The sequence below is a fragment of the Halomonas sp. 72 genome, assembly GCF_052379785.1.
Taxonomy (GTDB): domain Bacteria; phylum Pseudomonadota; class Gammaproteobacteria; order Pseudomonadales; family Halomonadaceae; genus Vreelandella; species Vreelandella citrativorans.
Genome location: NZ_JBQSYY010000019.1, coordinates 44,301 through 61,285 on the forward strand (window position 1 = coordinate 44,301; position 16,985 = coordinate 61,285).

A 16,985-nucleotide genomic window follows, 5' to 3' on the forward strand; every position below is an offset into this window, starting at 1 on the left:
CCGGTTGGAGGCTGAGCGCTATGTGTTTCCATCGTTTTTAAGGTGAAGGTAGAGTGGGTCGAACTCGCCAGCTTGCTGCAGCTTGTCCCAGTCCGGTATGGTCATCCGGCTTCTTTCGGTGATGATCAAGCCATCTGCGCGTAGTGCCTGAAAAACACGGTTTACGTGGACGGGCGTCATCCCTGTCGCATCTGCTATTTCTGCTTGGGTCGTTGGCATATAGAACGTGTTCCCCTCAGTCAAGCCGACTGTCTTTAGGCGCACCATGAGTTCGCAGATAATATGCGCGATACGGGAGTAAGCCTCGCGTTGTCCAATATTTAATAGCCATTCACGGAAAATAGAGGCGTAGACAAGTGTCTCGCGCCAAAAGGCAGCAACAAGCCTGGGATAGCGCTCACAGAGTTGGTGCAGATCTTTATGCTGAATGAAGCCGAGCTTGCAGGGGCTGATAGAGGCAATATTAATATCTATTACTCTCAAGTGAAGGCTTTGCAGGTCGGGTATGTCGCCAGGAACATGCAGGGCCATGATCTGGCGTTTGCCTTCAATGGATACTTTATTGACGCAGGTAAAGCCCTCAACCATCAAGCAGCACTGGTTTGGCTGATCGCCCACTTTAACAATGTCTTGATTGCTCTTGATTTCTTTTGTGTGGATCGGTAGCCCCATCAGTGCCTGCTTCTCTTCACTGGTAAGCGCAAAAATATTTTCTAATTTGCGGATCATGATGTGATTGGGCGAGAAGGGCGCTGTGGTCATGTTTGGCTCCGAGGTTTGCAGAAATAATGAAGCCTGATGCAACATTTTCTGCGCACTATGTGGTTTGGTAATGCCAGTCTCAAGCATGCTCCACGTGAGGTGAAATAGCCAGGTTACGCGATTTATCGTATTGAATTTTATTTATTCGGAAGGAGACTTTAAAAAAAATTAAAGTTCTGTGGCAGGTATTTTCATCAGTGACGCTAGGCTGGTGTGTTGGCCCTGCAGCAAATCGGCCAGTGTATATTGATCCAGAACGCCCAAAAAGGCGTCTAGTGCATCGTTAAGGATAGGCTTTAAGCGGCATGCGGGGGTAATGACGCAGGCGCTATCGTCTCGAAAGCACTCGACGAGCGCCATTTCCTGCTCGGTATCTCTCACCAGCGCCCCTAATCGAATGTGTTCGGGCGCCCGGTTTAGCCAAAGTCCGCCATGCTTGCCGCGGATGGCTTTGAGGTACTCTTTTTGATGTAGTTCCTGGACAATTTTCATCAAGTGATTGCGTGAGATCGAGAATGTCTCGGCAATTTCCGTGATTGTTGCGCGCTCTTCTCCCTTGGCTGCCAAGTAAATCAAAACGCGAATAGAGTAATCCGTGAAGCGGGTTAGGTGCATGGTTTGCCAAGTGTGGACCAAACACCGCATTGTACGGGGTTTAAAAAGGATGGGGAATATTCGGCTAGGGGCCGTGATAATAAAAGGAAGGTGTTGATTATAGAAAATGAGCGCTATTAATCATTTTTGCTCATCGTTAATGTCGTTAACATGGGGCAGAGTAATTGCCTGGTAGCCTGTATAGCATGGGTGGGGTGAATGGGGTGTTGTTAAAAAACGGATCAGGGAGGTCATATGAACTACGAAATAGTGCTTAAGCGCGTCTATTCAGCGTTTGAAGACGACGAGGGAGCACGCGTCCTGGTTGACCGTTTATGGCCACGTGGAAAAGAGCGTGCTTCGCTGGCGCTAACGGAGTGGTATCGCGATGCCGCGCCTTCATCATCTCTAAGGCGTGACTACCACCAGGACAAGATTAGTGAGGCTTCCTTTCAGACCCGCTACCGTTTGGAATTAAAGGAGTCTGATGAGGCGTTACTACCGCTGATGCGTTATGCCAGGCAAGGTAAGCTGACGTTATTAACGGCTTCACGCCAACTGGACCATTCACATTTGCCCATTCTGCGTGAAGCGGTGCTGGACGCGCTGGATATAGAAGACCGAGCAGACCAAGAGTTAGCGTCCTCACCGTGTTGCTTAAATAGCACTTCTCAGGATAGTGAGTAGCGAGGGATGTTATCACTGCTGGCTATCGGTCGTGATTAACGCGTTGTTTGTTCGTCAATAAAGTGCTGCATAATCGCCAGAGTTTCATTGCTGACATGATGCTCCATGCCTTCAGCATCAATGCGTGCGGTATGATCATTAACGCCCAGCGCGCGTAAAAAATGTAGCACTATATCGTGCCGTGCCCGGGATGTTTCTGCCATTTTTTGGCCTTCCGCTGTTAGAAACAGGGAGCGGTAAGGCTTACTGGTGACCAGTCCCAGCTCATTTAAGCGGCGGATCATCTTGGATACGGTCGCTTGACTCACCCCCATGCGGCTGGCGATGTCGGCGGCGCGCGCTTCTCCCCGGTGGCGAATCAGGTCGCCAATCAGCTCAACGTAATCTTCGATTAGCTCGGTTTCATGCGCATTGCGCACGGTTTCATATTGCCGTGTGTGCTCTTCAATGGGCGGCAATGCGTCATTGCAGTAACTTTTACTCATACATTTGGCGTTATGGGGAAGCGGCTGATCGTTATCACTCATTGGCAGACTATATCGAGGTGAATGGAAAACTCTAATGGATCATGGTAGCGCATATTGTAGAATAATTGTTAGCCAAGGCTAAACTATTTGCACAATGCTTTTTTGTTGAGCTAAAGTTGTAATTAGCGCAAACCAAATTTACAACGGGGGACGTCCATGAGCCAACGAAAAACATGCTTGATGATAAGTTTGTTGCTTGCGACGGCGGGCAGCGTTACGACGGCCAGTGCCCAGACGCTATCGCCGCCGATTAATGTTGTGGCGACGTTTACGGTATTGGGCGATTTGGTGGCCCGCGTGGCAGGAGACGACGCCAACGTATCAGTGCTGAGCCCTGTTAATGCAGAGGTGCACGAGTGGGAATTAACACCCAATAATTTTGCCGCTCTGGAAGAAGCCGATATTGTTTTTTATAACGGCTATCAGCTAGAGCAGTGGATGCGCCAGGTGGAAGCGACTACCCAAGGCGATGTGCCCTTGGTCGCCGTTGCCGAAGCGTCTGAACACCCAACTCAACATATTATGATTGGCGATATGCAGGGCGATGTCGACCCACATTTGTGGACAGACCCGCGTGCGGCAATGGCCTATGTTCACGTGATAGCGAATGAGTTGGAAGACCTTCTGCCAGAGCAGGCAGAGGATATTCAGGCGCGTGCCGATAACGTCGTGACAGAACTTCAAGACCTTCACTTGGAGCTTCAACAGACGCTAAGCGATATTCCGGAAGAGCGTCGTATTTTGCTCTCAAGCGAAGCAGCATTTTTGTATTTCTCTGATACTTATGGCTTTGAACATGACGGTATCTGGGGGAATAACGCCGAAACGGAAGGCTCGCCGCAGCAGTTAATGCGCATCATTGACTTGATTAACGCACGCCAGCCTGCAGCGCTTTTTTGGGAAAGCACAACATCGGATCGTTACGTTAGTAGCCTTTCCAGAGATACGGGAATTCCCACCGCGGGTCCTTTATACGTGGACTCGTTAAGCGAGCCAGAGGGCGAGGCGGGAGACTATTTTGCCATGTTGAGGCATAACGCCGATATGCTGCGCCAGTATTTAGCCGTTGAGTAGTACATCATGACAACCAGTTTACCGAGCACGATGGCAGCCATTGAAATAACCGGGCTGTACGCTGCTTATCAGCGCCAAACCGTGCTGGAAGATATACACCTCACATTTCCCGCTGGGAAATGGACGGCCATTGTCGGGCCTAACGGTGCCGGAAAATCGACACTTTTTCATGTGTTGACCGGCAGCATGAAGCCGCTGCAAGGCAGCGTAAAAGCCTTTGACGAGCCCATAGCAAAGCATCGTCGGGCGGGGCGTATCGCGTATATGGCTCAGCGTGAGGCGATTGAGTGGGATTTTCCTGTCTCGGTATGGGACACCGTTATGGGTGGGCGCTACGGACACATGCGCAGCGATGCGTTATGGCGCCGCTTATTGCCAGCGCGCTGGCATCACGCTCGACATAGCGAAGCGGTGCATGATGCTTTGGTGGCAGTCAATATGCTCGACCTGGCTGACCGACCTATTGGCGCGCTTTCCGGTGGTCAGAAAAAACGTGTGTTGCTAGCACGCGCGCTAGCGCAGCAGGCCAGCATTTTGTTGTTGGATGAGCCACTGGCTGGCGTTGACCCGCCCAGCGAGAAGCTCATCTTGTCGGTACTTCGTCGCGAGCGTGAAGCGGGTAAAACCGTGATTATGGTCACACATGATATGCCTGGTGCTCGCCGCTATGTGGATCACGTCGTGCTGATTAATCGCTTTGTGCGGGGTACCGGTACGCCTGAAGAGATGCTAAGCGAAACAAAACTGGCCGAACTTGCAGTGAGTTCAATTGAGCAAACGGCCAATGATCGCCAAACGATGCCAGTGGCTTCCAATAGTTCTGGGCAGGGGTAAGTTACGTGGTTGACAGCATATTAATGGTTGAAACGTTTAGCGATGCACTGGTAAACGGCTTAATCGCAGCGTTAATGGTGGTAGTTAACCTGCTACCTGACAGCGTTTCTGACGCCTTTCAGTATGCATTTATGCAAAGAGCGCTACTCACCTCGGTGCTGGTAGGCGCTATTTGTGGGATGCTTTCCTGTTATGTCGTGCTAAAGCGCTGGTCGCTGCTGGGGGATGCGATCTCTCACGCTGTGCTGCCGGGGGTAGCCATTGCGTATTTGCTTGGCTGGCCCTTCTTTGTAGGAGCGTTTATTACCGGGGCGCTGACCTCGGTAGGCATCGGGGCGATTGAAAGGAACACACGAATTAAAGCAGATGCTGCGATGGGGCTGATGTTTACCGCCTCCTTCGCCCTTGGTGTGGTCATTATCAGTAAATTGGCTTCCAGTACCCATCTGATGCACATTCTGTTTGGCAATGTACTGGGTGTTAAACACTCAGCATTAATGCTGACCTTTGTTGCCAGCATCATTGCCATTTTAACGGTATGGCTCGCTTATCGGCCCTTATTGCTCTATGCCTTCGACCCTCAGCAGGCACAAGCATTGGGTTTTAATACGCAGATTATTCACTATGGCCTCATTCTTTTGCTGACGCTGACGATTGTTGCAAGCCTTGAGACTGTCGGCATCATATTGGTCGTTGCCATGTTAATCACGCCAGGTGCGACAGCACACCTGCTGACAGACCGCTTCACGATAATGCTGTTGATTTCAGTATCCATTGGCATATTGTCTGCGGTTATTGGGCTTTGGCTTTCGGTAGTATTTAACGTGGCATCGGGTGGCTCAATCGTACTGGTGGCTTTCGCTTTCTTTGTTTTAGCGCTGCTCTTTTCGCCCAAGCAGGGTATCGTGCCGCGCCAGTGGCGTCATTGGAAGATGGGATAATGGCTCGTTTACGAACAGAGCACCCGAGTCCGCCATGAGTTGGCTAAAAAGCAGTACGGCCAGTGACGCCATTAGCGGGGCTAGCAAACGTACAGAGATGCCTCTATATGCCAAAACATTAGCAACAGCAGAGAAATAACTGATGGATGCTTTTTGTAAGCGTGCTATCTGCTAAAATTTGCACCCTTCGATATTAGGCTGTGTACGAAATGGTGGCTCTTGAGTGTGCCATCCGGCATTCGCTTGTTTTTCGTACACGTCCTAATCACCTTGTCATCGGTCTGGAAATCTTCATGAATGCAGTTATTCTTGCCGTGCTTGTCATGGTAGTGCTGTCTCTTGTGCGTGTCTCAGTTGTTTTTGCATTGGTTGTAGGTGCGCTGGTGGGTGGCCTGGTGGGCGGGCTTACGCTTGACCAAACGTTAGAGGCCTTCAACAACGGTGTTGGCGGGGGAGCGCAGGTAGCGCTGGCCTATGCAACGCTCGGTGCGTTTGCGGTTGCCATCTCGCGTTCTGGCTTGCCCGATATGCTGGCGAACCGATTGATTGCCATGCTGGGCAAGGAGGCAACGGCCGCGCGTCAGGCTCGTGTGAAAACGCTGCTGCTCACCGCCATATTGTTAGTGGCTATTGCATCGCAAAACGTGATTCCGGTGCATATCGCGTTTATTCCGGTGCTGATTCCTCCACTGCTTACCCTTATGAATCGTCTGAAGTTGGATCGTCGAGCGGTAGCCTGTGCATTAACGTTCGGCCTAACCGCGCCTTACATGTTATTGCCCGTTGGATTCGGCGCAATTTTCTTGAACGATATTTTGTTGGCTAACTTAAACAGCGCCGGTACGCCATTTGGCTTGGAGATTACGCGTGGCATGGTGCCGATGGCGATGGCCATTCCTGTTGGGGGTATGGCCATTGGCTTATTAGTGGCGCTGTTCTTTAGCTACCGCGGTAATCGCGAATATGCGGATAAAGAGTTGGCGGCGGCTCCTTATCAGCAGGATTCTACACCGGCTGAGCCTCACCTCTTGGGGTTGGTAATGTCTGGTGTTGCCATTGTGGCAGCGCTTGGCTTGCAGCTTTATAGCGGGTCGATGATTTTGGGTGGCCTGGTCGGGATTGGTTTGCTCTCCTTGGGCGGCATTTTTAAGTGGCGTGAAGCTGATGACCTGTTTACCAGCGGCATGCGGATGATGGCGCTGATCGGTTTTATCATGATCTCTGCGTCAGGTTTTGCCGAAGTGATGAAATCCACAGGTGAGATCGATACGTTAGTGACGGGGGCTTTTGATATCTTTGGTGATAACCGAGGTGTCGCAGCGTTAGTGATGTTGCTGGTAGGGCTTTTTATTACCCTGGGCATTGGATCATCATTCTCGACGATTCCGATTATTGCCGCGATCTTTGTACCCTTGGCGATACAGTTTGGCTTTTCCCCCATGGCAACGGTGGCGCTGGTGGGTACGGCGGCGGCATTGGGTGATGCAGGTTCACCAGCATCTGACTCGACGTTAGGGCCAACCTCAGGCCTAAACGTGGACGGGCAACACGACCACATTTGGGATAGCGTTGTACCGACATTTCTGCATTACAACCTGCCATTAATCGCCTTTGGTTGGCTGGCGGCCATGACGCTTTAATAGTGTTATAGGGCAGCAATCATTAAGCACTCAAAACGGTAGTAGCAGTCACAACAAGGGCAGCCAATGGCTGCCCTTGTTGGTTTAGCGCTTATGGCTGCTTCGGGAAGTGAGCTTCAAAGGCGCTTAATAACCCGCGCAACAGAGAAAGCTCTTTTCGGCTTGGCTGGGCACGTGCAAAGAGCGCCTGAAGCTGCTCTTCGGTGCGCGCATGCGGCTGGGTAAGAAAACCACTTTGCTGCATCAAACGGCCCAAGTGGTCCTGGAAATGCACAAACTGCTCGCGGCTGGGTGGGGTAGCGTCAAGAGGGCGCTGGTAAGTGAAGTCGTTACCGGCGCGTTTTCGCCAAGCTCGGTGGGTTTCGTAGGCGAGGATCTGTACGGCTTGAGAAAGGTTTAAAATACCGTATTCAGGGTTGGCCGGTATGCTGACTTGATGCGTGCAGCAGCGAATCTCGCCATTGGTTAAGCCCGAACGCTCACGGCCAAAAACGAGTGCGACGGGGGCATTGGTTGCGTTTAAAATAACCTGTTCGGCCATTTCATCCGGCTCATCAAAGTGGGGAAGTGGCAGGCTGCGTAATCTGGCGCTTGCGCCAATCACTTGCACGCAATCCTGCACCGCTTCTTCAAGGCTGGTAACCACGCGGGCGTTTTCCAGCACATCCGTCGCGCCCGCTGCCAATCGGGTGGCCTCTTCATCAGGGAAGCTTCGTGGGTTAACCAGTACCAGGTTGGTTAGTCCCATGGTTTTCATGGCGCGAGCGGCGGCGCCTATGTTGCCAGGATGAAAGGTTTGCACGAGTACAATGCGAATATTGGAAAGCACGGTAATGATGACCTAAAAGCTGCCTAATAAAGGCGCTGATGGTAGCACGCTTTAACGCCGGGTACGCGTGGGCATTGCTCAGGCGTTAAACGGCAAGAACCCCGCAAAGGCGGGGTTCTTGGTGACGCTAGGCGTCAGAGCGGTAGGCTCAGGGGTGCATTACATCATGCCGCCCATGCCACCCATTCCGCCCATGCCACCCATATCCGGTGCAGCTTCTTTCTCTTCCGGATCGTCAGCGATCATGCACTCGGTGGTGATCATCAGACCAGCCACGGAACCAGCAGACTGCAGCGCAGTACGGGTTACTTTTGCCGGGTCAAGAACACCCATTTCGAACAGGTCGCCGTACTCACCCGTTTGAGCGTTGTAGCCGAAGTTACCTTCGCCGTCTTTAACGCGGTTGATCACAACAGCGGCTTCTTCACCGGCGTTGGTAACGATCTGACGCAGCGGAGACTGCATAGCGCGCAGCGCCATGTTGATACCGTGGTTCTGATCTTCGTTATCGCCAGTCAAGCCTTGTACTTTGGCCATTACGCGAACCAGCGCAGTACCGCCGCCAGGTACAACACCTTCTTCTACGGCAGCGCGAGTAGAGTGCAGCGCGTCTTCAACGCGAGCTTTCTTCTCTTTCATCTCTACTTCGGTAGCAGCACCAACGCGGATAACGGCAACACCGCCTGCCAGTTTGGCAACGCGCTCTTGCAGCTTCTCTTTGTCGTAATCAGAAGTGGTGTCTTCGATTTGCGCGCGGATCTGGTTAACGCGTGCTTCGATATCGTTCTCTGCACCAGCGCCATCGATGATGGTGGTGTTCTCTTTGGACATGGTCATGCGCTTGGCGGTACCCAGGTGATCCAGGGTCGCTTGCTCAAGTGTCAGGCCAACTTCTTCAGAGATAACGGTGCCGTTAGTCAGGATAGCGATATCCTGCAGCATGGCTTTACGACGGTCGCCGAAGCCAGGTGCCTTGGCCGCTGCTACTTTAACGATGCCGCGCATGTTGTTCACAACCAGCGTTGCCAGCGCTTCGCCTTCGATGTCTTCAGCGATGATGGCAAGCGGTTTGCCTTGCTTGGCAACGGCTTCCAGTACCGGGAGCAGTTCGCGAATGTTGGAGATCTTCTTATCCACTAGCAGGATGTAAGGATCTTCAAGTTCAACCGCCATGGTATCCTGGTTGGTAACGAAGTAGGGCGAGAGGTAGCCGCGGTCAAACTGCATACCTTCTACGACTTCCAGCTCGTCTTCGAAGCCACGGCCTTCATCGACAGTGATAACGCCTTCTTTACCGACTTTTTCCATCGCTTCAGCGATGATTTCACCGATGCGCTTGTCACCGTTGGCAGAGATAGTACCTACCTGAGCGATAGACTTGGTGTCGGTGCAGGGTACAGACATTGCCTGGATTTCTTTAACCGCTGCAGTAACCGCTTGGTCGATGCCGCGCTTAAGGTCCATCGGGTTCATGCCAGCCGTTACGCCTTTTAGGCCTTCAGCAACAATAGCTTGAGCCAGTACGGTAGCTGTCGTAGTACCGTCGCCCGCAGCGTCAGAAGTTTTAGACGCAACTTCTTTCACCATTTGTGCGCCCATGTTCTCGAACTTGTCTTTCAGTTCGATCTCTTTGGCAACTGATACACCGTCTTTAGTGACGGTCGGCGCACCAAAGGATTTGTCGAGCACAACGTTACGGCCTTTCGGGCCTAGAGTAACTTTTACCGCGTTGGCCAAGACGTCAATGCCATGCGCCATACGTTTGCGTGCGTCATCAGAAAACTTAACTTGTTTAGCTGCCATGTTCGTTACTTCCTAGAATCGAATTGTAAAAGGTGAAAGTAAGTTGTCGAGGCGATGATTAGCCTTCAACGACCGCCAGGATGTCGGCTTCGCTCATGATCAAGACTTCTTCACCGTCGATTTTTTGCTTCTCAACGCCGAAACCATCTTTGAAAATGACGCTGTCGCCAACTTTAACGTCTAGCGGACGTACTTCGCCGTTATCGAGAATGCGACCATTGCCTACTGCAAGAACTTCGCCACGCGTGGGCTTTTCTTGTGCATTGCCTGGCAGAACGATGCCACCAGCAGTTTTCTGTTCTTCTTCCACGCGACGAACAACGACGCGATCGTGCAAAGGACGGATTTTCATGCTCACGTTCTCCTGAGTATCGTCAAGGCCCGTATAGGGCAGATAGCTAAAACAAGATTCTCGAGGATGTCCCATCGAGAAATGAAGGTTCGCGACCTTCGTTGTTAATGGTGGCAATGTCACCATCGCCACCGAATTTGTATGCTGGTTCAAAAGTGGGGGCTTCAGTAGCCCTTTCAAGGGGGTGGCAGTGAAAAAAGTGTCTTTTGTTGGATTTTTTCTTGCTAATGCAGGCTAGCGTCACCGGGTAGTTTCATCACGGCTAATGAAATCGCCTTCCAGGGGAGTCTCTTTATGTGAGGTATTAGCATTGGAGTGGCTATTTTCGTGGTAAGCCGTGCCTTCACGACGATGCGTTTTGGTAGATGTTGCTTGCTCGCTATTCCCGCTGGTTTTTAAACCCAGCCACATTAATGCGTTGTACATAAGCTGCCGAGCGGTGGGGAGCAAGCAAGCGATGCCCAACAGGTCGGAGAGAAAGCCGGGCGCCATCAGTAAAGCGCCGCCGAATATAAGTGCCGCGCCGGTTAGGAGCTCGCTGGACGGTAGCTCGCCTGCTTGCATGCGCTGGCGGGCGCGGGAAAAGGTGGCCACACCCTCTTTACGAATAAGATGAAGACCAATAACACCGGTTGCCAGCACGAGCAGTAGGGTGGTTAATAAGCCTATTTGACTACCAATCGAAAATAGCAAAATAAAATCGAGTAAGGTAAACAAGGAAATAAAAACAAGAATAGGCATGGTGGACTCCGTAACAGGCGTAATCGCTCATTATTGTGTCAAATATGTAAAAAACAAGCGCCCGCAGGTCTTTGCCGGAAAGCCCTTTACTGACAAGGGGGCGCTCCTGGATAAACTCGAATTTTGAATGCACGCTTACATTAAAGGAGTAACGGATGCAGTTAACCGATAAAGTCATTGCAGTAACGGGTGGGGCGCGGGGATTAGGCTATGCCATTGCAGAGCGTTTGGGCCAGCAAGGTGCCGCGCTTGCACTGCTTGACAGGAGTGCTGAAGCGTTGGATCAAGCGGTCTCAACCCTTAAGTCACAAGGCATTCACGCCGAAGCGTTTGTCGTCAATGTTGCCGATGAGTCGTCAGTCATCACGGCGTTTGATGATATTGCGAAACGCATGGGTGCCATTAGTGGTTGCGTTAATAATGCGGGTATTACCGAAGATGCCTTGCTGGTAAAAGCACGTGATGGCCAGGTCGAAAAGCGCATGTCGCTAGAGAGTTGGCAGAAAGTCCTCAATGTTAATCTAACCGGCGTATTTCTATGCGGCCGTGAAGCGGCAACACAGATAATCAAGGCCGGACACGAAGGGGTGATTGTCAATATTTCGAGTATTTCCCGGGCTGGCAATGCGGGGCAAAGCAACTATGCCGCCGCCAAGGCGGGCGTTCATGCGTTAACCGTCACGTGGGGTAAAGAGCTTGCGCGCTATGGTATCCGCACCGGCACCGTGGCACCTGGGTTTATAGCGACCGAAATGACGGCGTCCATGCGCCCTGATATGTTAGAGCGGATCTCTTCAAGCGTGCCGTTAAAGCACTTGGGGGAGCCGGATGATATTGCCAAAAGTGTCGCGTTTATATTTGATAACGACTATTTTAGCGCGCGTATTATTGAGTGCGATGGCGGCTTGCGGCTTTAGTATCGCCTGAGCTATCACTTGGCTTTTTTGCATCATCCTCTAGCCCAGCGGCGTCCTGGCGACTGCCCAGCTATCGATGCGTGTGGCACCTGCTTGTTGGGCAGCATTCGCTAATGCATTGATAGTCGCACCGGTAGTGATTACATCATCAATCAGCGTTATATGTGCTGGGAGTGGTGCTTTGATTGAAAAGGCTCCGTGTAAATTAGCCGCCCGTTCGTGTCGGTTTAAGCTACGCTGGGAAGCGACCAGCTTATTGCATTGAGCTTCCAGCACGACAAGGCCTGTACGCTTTGCCAGTTGCTCCGCCAACCATCGCGCTTGATTGAACCCTCGCTCGCGTGCTCGTTTGCGATGCATGGGGACTGCTACCAAGGCAGTGCCTGGGTCGTCGGGTATGCTCGCCAGCATAAGCTCTACCAGCAGCATCCCAGCACGAGGAGATGCCTTGAATTTGAAATCGTGCAGCAGCTCTTTAATCGATGCTTGAAAAAGCAAAGCAGCATGGGCGTGAGTGACCAGGGGCGGATCAAGCAAGCAGTGCCCACAGCGTCGTTGTGCTGGATGATCCAGGGGCTCGGCACATTGTTCGCAACTTGAAACGTTCCAGGGTAATTCAGTAAAACAAGTTTGGCACCAGCCTAAGCCTCGACCCGCTGGCATTAAACAAAAGGCGCAGTAGCCCGGTAATGCCTTTTGAAGTTCCTTATGGGCCGCTTGCTGCCACGTTGACCTTAAACGCATACTGCTCCTGGAATGCTTTTGAATAATTATGTTGGATGATGGCGTTGACTTTTGCACCGCATATATATAATATACGTCTCGTCTTCTGCGGATGTGGTGGAATTGGTAGACACGCTAGATTTAGGTTCTAGTGCCGTAAGGTGTGGGAGTTCGAGTCTCCCCATCCGCACCAATTACTTGTTATCTCATAGTTATTGCTTAAATATCAATCGGCCAGCATCTGCTTGCCGATTTTTTTGTGTCTATTTTTCGCTATCCTCCTTCCTGCCCGCCTGACTTTTGCTCGCGGTTGCGCTAGCTTGATATTTCATTATTGCTTTGAGAAGGATCTCAATCATGGGATGGCTCAATGAGCACGCCCAGGCAATTTCTGCTATTGCCAGCGTCCTTACCCTGTTTGTTTGGGTTTTCTATGCTCAGCTTCTTTATAACGGCTATGTTCGGCAGCGACGTCCGCGAATTATTATTAACCGGGGTAAGGGCGTTGGGCTGGAGGCCTTGTGCTTAATAAGTAATATGAGCAATGAGGCTATCTATATTCAGCACCTGGTGGCTGTGCTGCATGCCCAGGAAAGAGATTACGAACTCGATATTGTTGAATACCAACAGCAGGGCGATGAAGAGCATGAAGCCGCTTTCCGTACCCACCAGGGCCCGCTTAATTCAGGTGATTACATTCATATTCAGTCATTTGACAGGATCCTGAAGCGGCTCCTTCAGCACTGGGATTTAAAAGAAGACACCATTAAACAGCAGAAACCTCAGCTTGAAATTCGGGTGATTGCCATCTATGGCTCAGAAGACATGCCGGTTGGCGCCGCACGCCATTTTCATCTTGATATTTCGGCTGAGCCCGCTCGACAGCTCAACCCTTGTGACGTGGATACACATCGTATGAATAGCAGGCGCGATCGTAAGCGGGTCTTAAGCTGGGCACAAAATATAGAAATACATAAAGCAGATTAGCCTGCTTTGTCATGTAAATTGCTCCAGGCTACACGGTTTAATGGCTTTGAGCCCTGCCATACAGGGGTTAAAGCTTTGCGCTGTTATCTTCGTACCCTTTTCCTCCGGGCGTTCCCCGAAGAAAGTGTACTAAAAGCAAAGGCTCAGTGCATCGATAGTGGGGCGTTCGTCAGAACGTTTCCATACAATAGTTGATAAGATAGGCGCCCCGTTATGCAGGAGCGATCCATGTCACATCCTTTTAGTGCGCTTTCGCCCGACACGGTTATGTCGGCGGCCGAATCGGTTGATATTTGGCCCGCAGGCGAGCCTTTTGCGCTCAACAGTTATGAAAACCGTGTATTGATGTTTCGTGATGATGATGCCCGTCACTGGGTAATCAAGTTTTACCGTCCCGAGCGCTGGTCGGATGCTGCGATTCAAGAGGAGCATGATTTTTTAAAGGAATTAAGCGAGGCCGGGGTGTCGGTTGTCGCACCCTGGCGTAATAGCGCGGGGCAGTCATTGCATCATTACGCAGCGTTTCGCTTTGCTCTTTTCCCCCAGTGTGCAGGCCAAGCGCCTGAGCTTGATAATCCTGAACACCTCTTTGCGCTGGGCGAAGTGTTAGGCCAGCTGCATAACGTATCGCAGCGCAAGGTATTTCAACACCGCCCGCGCTTGGAGCTGGAAAGCGGTATAGAAGAGGCACGGCAGCGCGTTGTGGGCAGCCAATGGCTCGACAAGTTTCAGCGTCGGGCGTATGACGCGGTGATTCAAAAGCTGCAGCATCGGTTGGCGCCCAAGGCGTTGGACCCAGCATCGTTAATACGTTGCCACGGTGATTGTCATTTAGGGAACGTACTGGGCCGAGATGAGCATTTTTCCCTGGTCGATTTTGATGACTGTGCGATGGCGCCCGCCATACAGGATATATGGATGTTGCTGCCCACTGATGAGCCGGATAGCTGGCGGGCGCAGCTAAGTGAGATTAGTGAAGGCTATGAGGAGTCACTAGCGTTTCCTCATGAACAGATGTCGCTCATTGAGCCGCTAAGGGCTTATCGCTTGATTCGGCATAGCGCCTGGTTGGTTTCGCGCTGGGACGATCCAGCGTTTCCGCGTGCTTTTCCATGGATGGCAGATAGCAGCTACTGGGATCAGCATATCCGTCAGTTAGAACAGCAGTGTTTGCAGCTTGAGCGTCCTGTTTGGTTGGCTTAATAGATCTTTTGACCCCTCTGTTGTCGTAAAAATTATACGTTGAGCGCCTTAAAAGTCGTTGCGACGCTGCCACCGAGTGGCCAGGTACGTTAAAATAAGCGCATAAATCGCCTTTGGTACGTTTAGTGGTTTCTGTATGCTTGGGCATTGTTTTGTAAGGTTGTTTTGCTTGCGTGCTGGTTACTTGATAAAGCAATAACGAGCGAGTGAGCGGGCACCGCTTTAATGAGAATGACTATGACCGACGATATCGCCCAGCACTATCGCCAAATTATTACCGCCCTTGGCGAAAATCCGGACCGCGAAGGGCTGCGGGATACACCAAAGCGTGCAGCCAAAGCCATGCAGTTTTTAAACGCGGGCTATCAGCAGTCGCTGGAAGAGATTATCAACGGCGCGGTGTTTGAATCGAAGACCGATGAAATGGTGTTAGTAAAAAACATTGAGCTTTACTCAATGTGTGAGCACCACTTATTGCCGTTTATTGGCAAGTGTCATATTGCCTACTTACCTGATGGCAAGGTATTAGGGCTTTCCAAATTTGCGCGCATCGTTGATATGTATGCGCGGCGTATGCAGATTCAGGAAAGCCTGACTCGTGAAATTGCCGATGCCGTCCAGCAGGTAACCGGTGCGAAAGGAGTAGCGGTTGTCGTTGAGGCGCGCCATTTATGCATGATGATGCGCGGCGTTGAGAAGCAGAATTCGAGCATGTCGTCATCGGTAATGCTGGGTGGATTCCGTGACAACCCCGCGACGCGCCAGGAATTTCTAACGCTTATTAACTAAACTAATTTCTCCACGGCCAGGATGACCATATTTGCCAAACACTTGGTTAAATACGCCGTTTCGTCTTAGCATGAAAGCGTAAATATGAGCCCACAGGGCCATCCTTTGGCCAGGAGTCTGTCATGGAAGCGCTAAAAGAGACACAGCTGTATTGCCCCTTTGCCTATATCGACGGCAGTTGGGTAGCGGCTGAAAGTGGAGAACAAATTAACGTTATTAACCCCGCCACAGGCAAACCGGTGGGGGATATGCCGCGATTAGGTAAAGCTGAAACCGAGCGTGCCATTGACGCTGCTGATGCCGCTTTGCCTGCCTGGCGGGCATTGACCGCTCAAGAGCGGGCAGACATGTTGCTTAAGTGGCATGATCTGATGCTTGAGCATCAGCACGACCTTGCACTGCTGATGACCTATGAGCAGGGTAAACCGGTTAAAGAGGCTGAGGGCGAAATTGCTTACGCCGCCAGTTTTCTGCGCTGGTTTGCCGAAGAGGCGCGGCGTGTATATGGCGAGACCATTCCTGCAGCAAAAGCCAACCAGCGTATTGTGATAACCAAGCAGCCGGTGGGCGTTGTAGGAGCGATTACTCCGTGGAATTTCCCCGCAGCGATGATCACGCGTAAAGCAGGTGCAGCGCTAGCAGCAGGTTGTACCGTTATCGTTAAGCCCGCTAGCCAAACGCCTTTCTCGGCAACGGCGCTGGCGCTATTGGCTGAGCGAGCAGGGATACCCCGCGGCGTCTTTAATGTGGTGCCAGGCAGCGCCGCTGACATTGCTGAAGCGCTAACCCAGTCGCCCAAGGTGCGCAAAATCACCTTTACTGGCTCTACGGAAGTAGGCCGGACGCTGATGGAAAAAGCGGCGCAGCATGTGCAAAAAATATCGCTTGAGCTGGGCGGAAACGCGCCGTTTATCGTTTTTGAAGATGCTGACCTTGATGCCGCCGTTGAGGGCGCGATGGCAGCCAAGTTCCGCAATGCAGGCCAAACGTGCATTTGCACCAATCGGTTTTTAGTTCAGTCTAGTGTGATTAACGCGTTTTGCGAAAAGCTCGCGGTTGCCATGAACAGTGAGCTGCATGTTGGCGATGGTGCTCAGCCAGGCAACAATATTGGCCCGCTCATTGATGAAAATGGGGTCAAGAAAGTCAGCGAACACGTTCAGGACGCTATTGATAAAGGTGCTGAGTTGCTGCTGGGCGGTCATCCGCATCCGTTAGGCGGCAACTTCTTCACGCCTACGTTAATCAGCTTTGCCGATGCCAGCATGAAGGTTGCTCAGGAAGAGACGTTTGGCCCGCTAGCGGCGGTGTTCCCGTTCGACGACGAAGAGACCGCTATCGAAATGGCCAATGATACTCAGTATGGGCTGGCGTCCTATTTCTACTCCAGCGATCTTGCTCGTGTATGGCGCGTGGCTGACGCGCTTGAATACGGCATGGTGGGCATTAATACCGGGGCTATTTCCAATGCGTCGGCGCCGTTTGGGGGTGTCAAAGCATCAGGGCTTGGCCGTGAAGGTGGTCATCAGGGGCTGGAAGAGTACCTGGAAACCAAGTATTTATGCATTGACCTTGGCTAGTG

18 protein-coding genes and 1 tRNA gene are annotated in these 16,985 nt (G+C 51.7%); 11 read left to right on the top strand and 8 right to left on the bottom strand.

Going from position 1 to position 16,985, the window contains the following annotated elements; translation table 11 throughout:
- Window positions 1–18: 18 nt before the first annotated feature.
- Together ACT3T6_RS14785 and ACT3T6_RS14790 are read right to left on the bottom strand one after the other, a co-directional pair.
- On the bottom strand, window positions 19–762 hold the full coding sequence (locus tag ACT3T6_RS14785) for a Crp/Fnr family transcriptional regulator (protein ID WP_193054374.1): 744 nt from the start codon (window positions 760–762) through the stop codon (window positions 19–21).
- Window positions 763–930: 168 nt separating this feature from the next.
- Window positions 931–1,377, bottom strand: coding sequence for an Rrf2 family transcriptional regulator (locus tag ACT3T6_RS14790; protein WP_193054373.1), 447 nt, complete (start codon window positions 1,375–1,377; stop codon window positions 931–933).
- A 234-nt stretch (window positions 1,378–1,611) separates the two neighbouring features.
- Between ACT3T6_RS14790 and ACT3T6_RS14795 the strand changes: the two genes are divergently transcribed.
- On the top strand, window positions 1,612–2,043 hold the full coding sequence (locus tag ACT3T6_RS14795) for a DUF488 domain-containing protein (RefSeq protein ID WP_193054372.1): 432 nt from the start codon (window positions 1,612–1,614) through the stop codon (window positions 2,041–2,043).
- A 35-nt stretch (window positions 2,044–2,078) separates the two neighbouring features.
- Here the strand turns inward: ACT3T6_RS14795 and mntR are convergent, their stop codons facing one another.
- Window positions 2,079–2,528 carry a manganese-binding transcriptional regulator MntR gene (mntR, locus tag ACT3T6_RS14800; RefSeq protein WP_226911993.1) on the bottom strand — a complete coding sequence of 150 codons (450 nt, stop codon included), beginning with the start codon at window positions 2,526–2,528 and terminating at the stop codon, window positions 2,079–2,081.
- A 198-nt stretch (window positions 2,529–2,726) separates the two neighbouring features.
- Here mntR and ACT3T6_RS14805 point away from each other — a divergent pair, with 198 nt between their 5' ends.
- The 4 genes from ACT3T6_RS14805 to ACT3T6_RS14820 all read left to right on the top strand — a co-directional run bounded on the left by ACT3T6_RS14805 (window position 2,727) and on the right by ACT3T6_RS14820 (window position 7,059).
- Window positions 2,727–3,644, top strand: coding sequence for a metal ABC transporter substrate-binding protein (locus tag ACT3T6_RS14805; protein WP_193054371.1), 918 nt, complete (start codon window positions 2,727–2,729; stop codon window positions 3,642–3,644).
- Window positions 3,645–3,650: 6 nt separating this feature from the next.
- Window positions 3,651–4,478 carry a metal ABC transporter ATP-binding protein gene (locus tag ACT3T6_RS14810; RefSeq protein WP_193054370.1) on the top strand — a complete coding sequence of 276 codons (828 nt, stop codon included), beginning with the start codon at window positions 3,651–3,653 and terminating at the stop codon, window positions 4,476–4,478.
- A 23-nt stretch (window positions 4,479–4,501) separates the two neighbouring features.
- A complete protein-coding gene (locus tag ACT3T6_RS14815) occupies window positions 4,502–5,419 on the top strand; it encodes a metal ABC transporter permease (protein ID WP_193054536.1) in 918 nt (305 codons plus the stop codon).
- Between the two features lie 293 nt (window positions 5,420–5,712).
- A complete protein-coding gene (locus tag ACT3T6_RS14820; RefSeq protein WP_192526485.1) occupies window positions 5,713–7,059 on the top strand; it encodes a Na+/H+ antiporter family protein in 1,347 nt (448 codons plus the stop codon).
- 91 nt (window positions 7,060–7,150) lie between these two features.
- Here ACT3T6_RS14820 and ACT3T6_RS14825 read toward each other — a convergent pair whose 3' ends face one another.
- The 4 genes from ACT3T6_RS14825 to ACT3T6_RS14840 form a co-directional block, all read right to left on the bottom strand.
- Window positions 7,151–7,888, bottom strand: a complete 738-nt coding sequence (locus tag ACT3T6_RS14825) for an RNA methyltransferase (protein WP_193054369.1) — start codon at window positions 7,886–7,888, stop codon at window positions 7,151–7,153.
- Window positions 7,889–8,047: 159 nt separating this feature from the next.
- Window positions 8,048–9,691, bottom strand: coding sequence for a chaperonin GroEL (groL, locus tag ACT3T6_RS14830; RefSeq protein WP_172116507.1), 1,644 nt, complete (start codon window positions 9,689–9,691; stop codon window positions 8,048–8,050).
- 58 nt (window positions 9,692–9,749) lie between these two features.
- Window positions 9,750–10,043 carry a co-chaperone GroES gene (locus tag ACT3T6_RS14835; RefSeq protein ID WP_018916005.1) on the bottom strand — a complete coding sequence of 98 codons (294 nt, stop codon included), beginning with the start codon at window positions 10,041–10,043 and terminating at the stop codon, window positions 9,750–9,752.
- 240 nt (window positions 10,044–10,283) lie between these two features.
- A complete protein-coding gene (locus ACT3T6_RS14840; RefSeq protein ID WP_193054368.1) occupies window positions 10,284–10,784 on the bottom strand; it encodes an FxsA family protein in 501 nt (166 codons plus the stop codon).
- A gap of 155 nt (window positions 10,785–10,939) precedes the next feature.
- Between ACT3T6_RS14840 and ACT3T6_RS14845 the strand changes: the two genes are divergently transcribed.
- Window positions 10,940–11,701, top strand: coding sequence for an SDR family oxidoreductase (locus tag ACT3T6_RS14845; protein WP_172116509.1), 762 nt, complete (start codon window positions 10,940–10,942; stop codon window positions 11,699–11,701).
- Window positions 11,702–11,740: 39 nt separating this feature from the next.
- On the opposite strand, the gene ACT3T6_RS14850 is transcribed toward ACT3T6_RS14845, so the two are convergent.
- Window positions 11,741–12,445, bottom strand: a complete 705-nt coding sequence (locus ACT3T6_RS14850) for a ComF family protein (RefSeq protein ID WP_226913567.1) — start codon at window positions 12,443–12,445, stop codon at window positions 11,741–11,743.
- An 87-nt stretch (window positions 12,446–12,532) separates the two neighbouring features.
- On the opposite strand from ACT3T6_RS14850, the gene ACT3T6_RS14855 reads away from it, so the two are divergent.
- The 5 genes from ACT3T6_RS14855 (at window position 12,533) to ACT3T6_RS14875 (ending at window position 16,983) form a co-directional block, all read left to right on the top strand.
- A tRNA-Leu gene (locus ACT3T6_RS14855) sits at window positions 12,533–12,617 on the top strand.
- Between the two features lie 164 nt (window positions 12,618–12,781).
- Window positions 12,782–13,411: a hypothetical protein gene (locus ACT3T6_RS14860; RefSeq protein ID WP_193054366.1), complete on the top strand. Its 630-nt coding sequence runs from the start codon at window positions 12,782–12,784 to the stop codon at window positions 13,409–13,411.
- 228 nt (window positions 13,412–13,639) lie between these two features.
- Complete coding sequence (locus ACT3T6_RS14865; RefSeq protein WP_193054365.1) at window positions 13,640–14,614, top strand: serine/threonine protein kinase; 975 nt, start codon at window positions 13,640–13,642, stop codon at window positions 14,612–14,614.
- Window positions 14,615–14,851: 237 nt separating this feature from the next.
- Window positions 14,852–15,403, top strand: coding sequence for a GTP cyclohydrolase I FolE (gene folE, locus ACT3T6_RS14870; protein ID WP_193054364.1), 552 nt, complete (start codon window positions 14,852–14,854; stop codon window positions 15,401–15,403).
- A gap of 122 nt (window positions 15,404–15,525) precedes the next feature.
- Window positions 15,526–16,983, top strand: coding sequence for an NAD-dependent succinate-semialdehyde dehydrogenase (locus ACT3T6_RS14875; RefSeq protein ID WP_193054363.1), 1,458 nt, complete (start codon window positions 15,526–15,528; stop codon window positions 16,981–16,983).
- The last annotated feature ends 2 nt before the right edge of the window (window positions 16,984–16,985 follow it).